The organism is Bacteroides sp. 3_1_23, assembly GCF_000162555.1.
Classification (GTDB): domain Bacteria; phylum Bacteroidota; class Bacteroidia; order Bacteroidales; family Bacteroidaceae; genus Bacteroides; species Bacteroides ovatus.
The window spans coordinates 557,031-568,285 of record NZ_GG774955.1 but is presented as its reverse complement, the minus strand read 5'-3'; the positions used below and the strand labels follow the sequence as shown (position 1 = coordinate 568,285).

The window sequence follows — 11,255 nt, the reverse complement described above, 5'->3', positions numbered from 1 at the left end:
TGCAACATAGAATGTAACACTATGAAAAAGTAAAATCTCCATATAAATTTATTCTTTAATAATACACTTCCCACGATTTATCCCCTCTGCATTGATCGTCATTTGTCGACAAGTAGCATTATTATAAAAACTAACGTTCACTTTTCCATTATTATCAGTCCTCACATCAGGATTCCAATACAAAGTTCGACGAAAATCGATATCTCCCGGAACACTATTACTATGATTTACCTGATAGAATTCTCTTACAGGAGAAAAGGCTTTGAAAAAAGTATAACGCATTCCCTTCTTATACTTGTCATGCAACACATCGTTATATAAACGGACGATGAATAATACCAGCCTTTGGTTAGCCTGAAAAACAGCATCATGTAAATGTCTCATACTATAAAAATCTGATGTCGGATCACTCGGAGGATAATAGCCATAATTACTATCTATGTTTCTCACTATCCAAGCCCGAAGATTTCCATCATACACTTCTATTGTTTTTATATTCTCTATCGGATGATCGGAAGCACCGATGCCCTTTCGCGGATTAACAGAACCTCCACCATCTAAAATATAACAAATAGCACTATTAGCATACGTATACGCAGTATCTACCATGTTTACCGCAGAAATATTTCTTTCCATATATTCCCCCAATGTTCCTGGATAATCCTTCCCTTGATCCATCAGCCTACTAATATCCTTTTCCACATTACAAACCAGATCCGGAAATATCTCATTCTTTATCTGTTTTTTCTTTATCACCACTTGAGGAAGATTCTGTATCATACCTAAAACATTACTATTGGCCAGACTATCTGAAGTATCTGCAAAAACAATAACCGTATCCTTCACCTGAAAGTCCGAAATAGAATAACTGCGGGCTTCCGGACTAAAAAGGCGGTCGAGCATAATCCTGCAATGTTTCGGTTTGCCTTTCGAAGTCACAGAAAGAGCCAGCTGCCATTCACCGTCTACTGCCGCATGATCCGGCAACAGGAAATGGAAACGCCCTTTTTTGTCAGTTTTGCAATGACCATGGAAAGAAGCACTATCCTTAACAATCCAAAACACAACATCCACATTCGCTTCCACCTTATTCTTGAGTAAAGATTTCACTACACCACTCACTGGTAAACCCTCTTCAGCATAATGTGCCACATGAAAAGGAGATACCCCCGCCATCACCTGCCAATTGTAACGGCGCCACCCCTGTACCATCATCAATAAGTCCAACTTCATACGATTACTACGGTCGTCCGTCCCGAAATATTGCATCGGATGAGCGATGTAACCTCGTATTTCAGAAGAGAGCAACAAGTCTGTCAGGATATTCTCATGATAACCAGTATGAATTTCTGTGCCAGCATCACGCACAGACAATGAAAAACTGCCTGATACAGGATTACCGGACAAATCTTTCACAGCAAGTGATAGTCTCACCTTTTCTAAAGGTTTATAGAAAGGTTTATCCGCCTCCACCGTAACACGGCAATATTCTAACGGAGCACGATTAAAAGCCAAACGGTCTGCCAAAATTTTGCCATCCTGATTATAAAGAGTAAATTGAAGGCAACCGGCAGGAAGTTTTCCTTTATTCAATTGATAAATATAAGGTTTATCACCCAAAATTAAAGCTTCTGCTGAATAAACTGTACCACGACATGATACAGAAACGGCTAAAGTATCAGCCGGCAAGTCCGGAGATTTTTGCAGATGTACCTGATAAGTCTCTGCATCCAAATCTGTCACACGCATCACATATCCTGAAGAAATAATGTTTGAAAAAGAAAAGTCATATTTCTTTCCATCATAATCGGCTACAATTTTATATGTAATCTTATCAGGAATCATTTCAAAAAATCCCATGCCTTGGTGATAAGTGGAGAAATATGAAACCAGTTCACCGGAAGAATCATATACCGCACCTGTTATATTCAAATCTTCTCCATTCTCTCCTGTAGCTTTGAAACCGATTCTCGAACGTAACCCAACCACAGCATTTCCTCCTTCAGGATAAAAGGAAAGGTTGACTTTCTTAGCTTTTGTGTTTTTTTTACGTTCGTCTTTCAAGCCAAAACCACTATCCATCTTCCGATCAGTATAATACCCTTCTATTTCTGGAGAATCATAAACAGGAAATACACGAGAAAAAATACAATCGTCACCAAAATTCAACATACTTCGAGTGTAAGCACGAACTTCATAGAACCCACTATGATAACGGGAACTCAAGGCAAATTCACCATGACATTCGCCATTTTCAAGCTTTAATTGGCGGTCATCCACTATTATTCCTTGTGGAGTCAACAGCTCTACATGTAACACTTTGCTTAAAGTGGTGGGACGAAGTTGCTCTGCAAATACCGCATAAGCCTTAAACCAGATAGTATCACCCAAATAATATCCAGTATTGTCAAAATGAAGATACACCTTTTCTTGAGGGTTCAGTTGATTGAATTGATTTATCGCTTTTACATAGCCAGGTAATGAACGGACACTTATAGATTGGGCGTATAATGGTGGAACTATTATAATATATAATAGTAAAATAGCGAAAATTGCTTTTATTTTAGTTATGTGTTTCATGACTTTTTAAGATTTACACAAGCAAAACTAGCCAAAAGGAATAATGAATACAAAAAACTTAGCAGGCTATTTCGAAACAAGGATTATTATCCATATTTATGTCATTTTTTCCATATACTGACCAATGATTTGCATTGGTTCATAATCGGTACGGTTATGAACAATTCAATGCTTTTCTCTATAACATGGTCAATTCTTCCATCTCCTTCACTTTCCTCTGTTTCTTCGATGAATAAGGAGTTTGCAGGTGAATAGTCGGTCTTTCACCTTCTCTTCATCGTGAATCAAATCAAATAGCTGCTTCCTGATTTAACCATTGAACAAGATTAGTAAAGCTATTTCGTAATTAGTTTCAACCCTATTTGAAACTAAAAGTTTCACGCCGAGAAACAAAGTGTTTCATGCTTTGAAACGAAGTGTTTCACACCGAGAAACGAATCGTTTCAAGCAGTGAAACTATTTTTGAAACTAATCGCCACAGGTGAAGAGGTGGTGAAGTTGTTACCCTTCACCCGCAAACTCCTTATTCATCGAAGAGACAGAGAAAAGGTGAAAGAAAACATAGAAAGATTGAAAATAAATATCCGATGAGAAAATCCATTCTATTCTGTAATAATTAAAAACCACACCGATTAATTACTAATCCGTTAATCACTATTTAATTACTTTGTGCACCATTATGAGCTTCCCAACTAAATTTCAAAAGAGCAACTACACCCAAACTTCATATTAAGAAGAGCTATTTTGATTTAGTTTTTTTAAAGAATGCTCCTTACCAATTAGTTTTCCCGTTCAATAATATATTTGTTTTAATCTCTTGATATAGTTGACTGATTCGTATCTTCTATAACCGAGTTGTCGAATTTATGTTTTTTCTTTCCAAAAGTGAAACGATAATTTACTGATAAGCTAATCACATGATCGCTGACGCGAGGTGTTCGGCTTTCACTTCTTCTTTCATAGCCAATTTGTTGAAGGTGTCCTTTAGAGACTGCCTTGTACGGTGTTCGCATATATAAATCAATATTCCAGTTGTTGATACTGTAACTAGCTCCGAATCCCAGCATTCCGGGAGAATGAGTCATAAGACCGGAAGTGATTTTGATGGTGTTGCATAAAAACATTGACAATCGCCCTTCCATCAAGATACACAACAACCTTAAAGTTGAATTTATCAACCTTTGTCCGTACTGAAAAATTAATATGTGTATTCCCTTTCCTATCTATATCCATGGTATATTTTTTGAGGGGTACCTGAAAGCGAAGTTCATTTCCTCTGCCGCTATAAGGTATATCAGATTCCTCAACAAAAAAAAGATCGGAAAAGACTGAATCATTTTTAATTTCTATCGAATTCTCGGGGTAATCTAATTCTATGTATTCCCCAGATGGAGGCATATAAGTGCCTACGTTTATCTTATAGTCTCCTGATGCAACGATCTTTTCGATAACTTCCGGATTATATTCTTTCTTGCTTTGAGCTGAAAGGATAGGAGCCCCTATCAACATTATCAAAAACAATATAAGAATTTGTTTATTTGTTTTCATAATAATTACAAATTAGAATATAGATACTTTTTCAATTTTTAATGATACGCTAAAATAGTACACTTTCCCTTGCCTCGCTCCCACTCTTCTATTCCATTTTCCAGTATCACAGCATAATTCTTCCAATTCTGATACTTTTCACGGAGAAGTGTCTACAGGTATTGCGGGTATATTTCGATCATTCTCTTCGCATATCCAATTCTCCCATATAATTTACACTTTGATTGTGTTGCATAGTGACATTGATGTTCGCACTTCCATTAGAATATACCTCAATTTTAAAATTGAAATAGTCTGCTGTCGTACGTGTTGAAAAACAGATACGAGCATTCCCTTTTTCATCTATATCCATAACATATTTTTTGATAGGAGCCTGAAAGATAAGTTGATTTCCCCTATCGCTATAAGGAATATCAGATTCCTCGAGATAAAGGAGGTCGGAAAATACCGAATCATTTTTAATTTCTATCGAATCCAAGTAATTCAATTGTTTAGGATCTCTATATGGAGGGATGTAAGTGTCCACATATATCTTATAATTCTTTGAACTGATAATATTTCTGACGACTTCCGCTCTTTGCTCCTTCCTGTTTTGAGCAGAAAGAGTGAGAATTCCCGCTAACACTACAACAAGTAATATAAAGACCTGCCTTTTTGTTTTCATATCAATTACAAATTAGAATATAGATATAATTATTTCAACATTTAATGATATGCTAAATAGGATACTTACCCTTCCTTCGCTCACATTCTTCTATTCTCGCCTTTATCATTTCAGTATAGGCTTTAATACAATCTTAAATCGTTTCTTCATATTAGTAAATAATCGTTTAGCTCATTTTCCAGTTTCGTCCATATCACATAAGATAAAGAGCTCATTTTTACATAATATTAGTGCAAATAAAAGTTTATCACTCTTGTTGTAACAAAGGACGACATTTATAAATTAGAATGCAAACTTCAACCGTATACAAATGCGTATACATATATAGATTTGTCCTGGAAGGCAATACGGCTAATTTCACTACTCCATACGAATGCAAGGCTTTTACATATCATTCGGAGCACTCATGGAAAGAAACGAAACTTTTCATAATCTATTAATACCATATTTGCTTAGAATCTCGATATAAGAAGATTCGTTCGTCTTTTCCTCTACTTCGATTCTTTAATAACAGCAAAGCATTTTGCGGAACATTGTGAAATGTCAGTTCAAAATCATCTGCTATTTGTTTCTCTATTGAATGCCAACCATCTATATCCCAATAAAACAACTCATATGTATCGCCAACACATATATTATTACCATCATTGCGAATCATATAACCAATTCTTTCTACTTGCTTAGGTTCCCCCAAATCCAACCCAACCCATCCGTTTCTTACCGTTTTAGATGCAAAATATGATAATGGATTCAGATCGAAAGCAGCCTTCCGGAGATAATTTGGATTGCTACTCCGTTCTTCAGAACCGATTATTTCACCTGTCAGTTTTTTGTTTCCTACTGTATAGAATATAAGTTCAGCTATGTTACAGCGAAAGGGTCGAGGACTAAAATAGCGCCAATATCGGTACCGGGTAGTATCAGAAATAAGTATATTTCCAGAAACACTATATTCGTCAAACGTATGCAATGTTTTCGCATCACTGAAGTCTTCTTTATTAGCCGCCTGAAACATACCTCCTTTTAAACGTTGTGCCGCAATAAAAGCTTTGCGAATTAAAGGATATTTTCGTTTAACGAAGATACTTTGTATATTCTCCTTGCCCGGTATAAGAAACTCTAATCTCCCTCTTTCATTTAACAATGCCGGATAATTAAACGGTTTAATTTTACCGTCTATATAGTATGCCGGCATATATACCGCTCCTTTTTCAACCTTTTCGAAAGTCACTTTTTTCCGACTATTTATCCGGCTAAAGCCAATAGGAGTCCAATCTACACCATTAAAAATCGTTAGATAAGCGTATTTTTCCTTTGACTCCTTTTTCTCTGATAAAACGGGAAATACGGGAGATTCTGTCGCAGCATATTCATCGGTCACATCTTTCATAAACAAGTCTTGAAATACCGGTGGAATATCTGAAGAATGTTGGTTCATTAAAACCAGATCAGGATTGGCAGAGTAAGTTCTTCTATATACTTTTCCCTTACATTCTCCGGGGCGGACACTTGCCAAGAAAGGCTCATGCCCTCCCTCACATGGAATTCTTCGGTTATGGTCTGTCAGTACACTTAACCATGAATGAGCATTGTTATTTGTCGCCCATTGTAGAATAAAATCATAGGAAACAGGAAAACCTTTACTTCTTAAAATAGCCAACGCAGTTGTAGTCCTCGTTTCGCATGAATTAGAAGGTATATTACACCAGAATGGCACTTTGTATAAATAATGCCCGTTCATATTTTTTCTCACATGTATAATTACCGTATCATGCAATTTCATATTAATGGCTTCGGCAGCCCAATAAGAGGTTTTGTTCCAAAGATCGTTGTGTTCGAAGTCTTGCAATGTATCATTGGCTATGGGACGCAAGACGGTTCGCCAATTATCAAAAGCTTGTGTCTCTGTACATTTATATGGTAATAGATATTCGCAGAACTCATTAAAAGTAATTCCTTTAGCCCAGTTTCCTCGTTGCCAATCTTCAAATGCTATGTTTATGTTCTGTATCAAATAATCTGCCGTGATAATGGAACAATCCTCTACCCTTTCAAAACATTCCGCCGGATATTGGCGTATCAGTTTGTTTAGCTTGTCAACCTTCTTGTTCATTGAGGTTTTGGAGAAAATAATTTTCTCCGATGCTTTACAATAATTTTCATAGTTTCTGCCAATAAAAGAATAATGTCCGGGCATATTCATAATCAAGAATCGAGCAGCTTTTAATTTCAAACTGTCAGCCTCATTCTGGCTATAATATTGGATTACTTTTTCCAGTTCTCCACGATTAGATTGCGCCAAATCGAGCGTCTTTTCCAATCTTCTATTATCTGTACTCTGACAAGACAGTAATACTCCCAATACTAAAAATAAAATTAATTTCTTCATTACTTTGTTACCATGTTTTTAGTTAAATGATCCCTAAGTATTTTTCTTACTTCTGTTTTGATCTTAATGGATATTGTGTTCTCTTGTTTGACAGGCTGGTGTAGTATTCGTTCTCCAATAGCAACCATTTGATTCATGTTTTTTTCTTCCCGATATAATAGAAACAGTTCATATTGGGGAACAATTAACGAAGGGTTGATATGGTATGCGAAAATGAAACACTCTTTGGCACGACTAAAAAGTTTTCGGCTTTTATACCTTCTTCCCAGCTCACACAATCCGTAAGATGAAGGATATAATTCTACATATTCTTTTAATAAATAGAATTCCTCGCAAGCAGGTAATTTATTCGCTATGGAATTATAATAATGATTCAATAAAGTAAGATCATATTTTATATCATTATAAAGTTCCTGTGAAATACGTTCATGTTTATTATAGGCTTTTTCAAGTTTGGAATAAGTAAGTATTCCACTTATTCCTACATATATTCCTGATATGATTACTCCTAAAATAATAATTTTTGTCCACAATCCGAGGTGGTTTCTTAATATCCTACTCTTTATCGGAAGTAGTGCTATTAGAAAAGGTAGCAGAATCATTAAACGATAGTGCGCCATAGGATATGAAAAACAGGCAAAAATTCCCCAGGTTAGAAGAAAAGCCCTTTGTTGTCGGACACCTTTGGAAGAAGAATGAAAGGACAAAGAATTTACAATCAAGATTAGAAAAGCTACTCCTATTAGTCCTTGCGTGACAAGTACCGACAAATATTCGTTGAAAGGATATAAAGGGTTGCCAGCATAGTCTACATTGTCAGAGTCCGGATTTTGCATAAAGAAGGCAGCCTGATAGTTGGGGAATTTCTCTCTGAACATTCCTGTCCCATGCCCGGTTATTAGTTTGTCTTTACTCATGTCCAAACAGATACCCCAAATGAACAAACGTCCATCTGCCGATGCTTTCTTATATTGATAAGCAGATATTGCTGCGATTATGGCAATACCTATTATTATACATTGGACAATAAGACTCTTTTTAATAAATGCTTTACTTCGTTGAATGACAATGCTATCCGTATGCCATAAAAGATAACATAATCCTATGATGGCAGCTATCCATCCGGCTCGTGAATGAGTCAGTACAAGAGCGTTTATCTGTAAAACACCGCTTATGAATAAGCATATTTTTTTGAAACAAATACGTGTTATTATAAGAAGATAAACGGAAATGCAGAATGAACAAGCGAGAAATCCTCCGGCAAGACTAGGATTGAAAAAAGAACCGGTACAATTAAACAACAGATGCTCGCTTTCCACCCATCCGTAGTTTTGCAAAATGACCAATACTGCTTCCAACGTTCCAATTATTGCGATGGATAAACTTCCCGTTCTCTGCTGTTTATCCGTCATCATTCGGATTGATATATAAATAAGGCAAACAGACAGAAACTTAAGTAGAAAAAGATTTGTAACAGGTAATGGGCGTATGAAGAAGCTGTTGAAAAGTATATATCCGGCATAACAGGCAATAATGATGTCCACCATTGAGATTTCGGGAAACCTTTTGTTCCTTATAGCTAATCCCAATGAGACAATTGCCAAGCAAGCGGATATAATAGTTTCTATGGAGATTAAGATATAGTCTGATAAGATTGTTTTATATATAAAATTGATAGGTAGCAACAGTATCCCCCATAAGCATATCTGCAAAAAATAAAGCATGAAATTCATTCTTGTATTTAGCATTTTAAAGTTCATATCTTTTCACTGGTATATTTAGGGGAGTATGCCTCTATTAATTTAAGCACTAAAATACAGTTTTATAAGTAGATGACAGGGGAGGAGGATACGTATATATTTGTTCTATGCCAGATATCTACATATCCTCTAACACCCACCCCGCACAATTTCTTTATTTAATGACTTTTCTATTCCGGTTCTAAATCTCCAGAGCTCTTCACCTTATACCATTTTCCGTCTTTTTTTAAATAATTTTCTTTTCCGTCATCATACATAGCTGGGATTACGATATTTCCTTTTGTATCCATTGCTCCCCATTTTCCACCAGAAAATTTTCTATGTTCTTTATCTATCCATATCCAATTTCCTTTTTCACAAAATATAGCAAGACCATTTTCTTGAAAAGGGAATATAAACCCCCAATTGGGCTTAATAACTATTTTCCCATTCATATTTGCAAAGCCTATTTTTCCATTCTCTATAATTCGAAATAAGCCATTCGATATTATATCCGGACCGAGTTCAAAACTACAAACTTGAAATAGGACTTTTTCACTTCTGTCAATTGCATATACACCTTTCTTATCCTTAAGAAGAACAAATGCTATTTTATCAAATACATCAGTAAAAAGATAGGGGTATTTCCCTGCAGGAATAATAACTTTCCCACTCGAATCTACATAGCCAAGGGTTGCATCAACAGCCTCGAAATTAGGATAATAATAAATATACAGTTTGTTATCTTGGGCATACATGTTCATTGAGATGAACACTAAAAGTATTGTTATTATAATATTTATTTTCATGTCTTTCTTTTATTTAAGATTCCAAAAATATAGATTTTTACACTCATAGTACGGATGATCTGATGATATGGTATTTGTTCCATCCCAAATATCTACATGTCCTCCAGCACCCCAACCACAATCTGTTTGTCCAATAATTCCAGTTTTTCCTTTAATATCCTCCAAGGTGACAGTCTGGTGTGTACCATATTTTCCATCAAGATAAGGAATTATATCGGCAACTTTATAATAATACCATTCATTCTGACTATTACGATCTGCATCTCCTGATATTGTTTTTTCGTACGAAAATGGAATTTTATGGCTTCCTCCACACATATTTAATGCATAGCTTAATCTAACTGTGCATCCGTTCACAAAGGCTGGATTACCTTGATAATTAACAAGTACCTTTCCACCTATTAATTTTGCTACATCAATAGGCTCCATTTTAGCAACGATTTTGAATTTCTCTGTAATTGTACTAAAAGGAGGAAGACTTATGAAAGAAGGACGATCGGAAGAACTTCCCCCTGATGATCCACCACCAGGCGAACCGCCTCCTCCTCCCCAGACTCCACCACCAGAAGGAATCTCCTCTACCTCTTCATCCTCTGAACAAATATGACCATAAGGTACATACTGTGCACAAAAGCCACAAAAATAATCCTCGTCATCATCATCATCATCTTCACCATCCGGTGTTATGTCAACTTCTTCAAGCCATCCTCCGTCTATCGTATTTCGGGTGAGGCTCATCCCAATATTATTAATATTTTGAAAGATCTCTTTTTTGATTTTCCGGGATAATGCTTTATCTTTGAATGTAGCGGGTGAATATGACCATAAGCACTTTCCAGACTTTACTCTGTCTGCCACTATCATCTTACTGCTCACTATGTTGTTATACACTACATATCCGGACAAATTGCCATATAGACTTTTATCATGGATAACCTTTTCAGTGAAAGTACTTTTGTTGGCACGATAATAATTCAGGGACGGCATTATCGTCACATAAGCTGCATCATAATTACCCGTTTTATCTCTCCGTACACACAGTGTTTGCGAAATCGGAATTCTGTAGTTCTTCTTCTCTCCCTGTTTGCCTATTTTAACTCGGCGTATGTAGTTGTTTCCGGCAATAATAGGTACATATACATACTCATAATTTGCATCCTGCTTAATGTGAGCTTTATGCCAGCAAGGAGTAACTTCCCCGGGTGACATATTTTTGTTTTGCACTAATTTACTTTTTTCTGCAGCTTCAGAGATAGTTTGCTCATAATAATTACACGCCTCTGATACGAATAATTGAGCTTCACTGTCAGATAAGATACCAGGTGAGTCGTCCACTTGACAAGAAGCCAGAAGAACAGTAAGCCCTAGCAAGCTTCGAATTAGTTGTGTTGAATGTTTCATAAGAAATAGTTATAAGTTAACAATAAAAATTAGTTATCTAGCTGCTAATAATAAAAAAGTATGTAAGTATAAAGGCTTACACAATGACAGCTTGTGTAAAAAAACGATATTTTAAGTTTAGATAC

At 35.9% G+C, this 11,255-nt stretch carries 7 protein-coding genes; all 7 read right to left on the bottom strand.

Annotated elements, in window-relative coordinates:
• Positions 1–48 precede the first annotated feature (48 nt).
• Positions 49–2,580, bottom strand: a complete 2,532-nt coding sequence (locus tag HMPREF9010_RS04720; RefSeq protein ID WP_008650825.1) for a hypothetical protein — start codon at positions 2,578–2,580, stop codon at positions 49–51.
• 1,047 nt (positions 2,581–3,627) lie between these two features.
• Positions 3,628–4,128 (bottom strand): DUF4251 domain-containing protein, encoded by a 501-nt coding sequence (locus HMPREF9010_RS04725; RefSeq protein WP_008650823.1) that lies wholly within the window; start codon positions 4,126–4,128, stop codon positions 3,628–3,630.
• 178 nt (positions 4,129–4,306) lie between these two features.
• A complete protein-coding gene (locus HMPREF9010_RS04730; protein ID WP_008650822.1) occupies positions 4,307–4,792 on the bottom strand; it encodes a DUF4251 domain-containing protein in 486 nt (161 codons plus the stop codon).
• Between the two features lie 436 nt (positions 4,793–5,228).
• The gene (locus tag HMPREF9010_RS04735; RefSeq protein WP_008650821.1) at positions 5,229–7,181 is read right to left on the bottom strand and encodes a discoidin domain-containing protein; all 1,953 of its coding nucleotides are present in this window, start codon (positions 7,179–7,181) and stop codon (positions 5,229–5,231) included.
• The gene (locus tag HMPREF9010_RS04740; RefSeq protein WP_232284372.1) at positions 7,181–8,596 is read right to left on the bottom strand and encodes an O-antigen ligase family protein; all 1,416 of its coding nucleotides are present in this window, start codon (positions 8,594–8,596) and stop codon (positions 7,181–7,183) included. The genes HMPREF9010_RS04735 and HMPREF9010_RS04740 overlap by 1 nt, the downstream gene beginning before the upstream one ends.
• 515 nt (positions 8,597–9,111) lie before the next feature.
• On the bottom strand, positions 9,112–9,729 hold the full coding sequence (locus HMPREF9010_RS04745; RefSeq protein ID WP_008650819.1) for a WG repeat-containing protein: 618 nt from the start codon (positions 9,727–9,729) through the stop codon (positions 9,112–9,114).
• 9 nt (positions 9,730–9,738) lie between these two features.
• On the bottom strand, positions 9,739–11,130 hold the full coding sequence (locus HMPREF9010_RS04750; protein ID WP_008650818.1) for a T6SS effector amidase Tae4 family protein: 1,392 nt from the start codon (positions 11,128–11,130) through the stop codon (positions 9,739–9,741).
• Between the last annotated feature and the right edge of the window lie 125 nt (positions 11,131–11,255).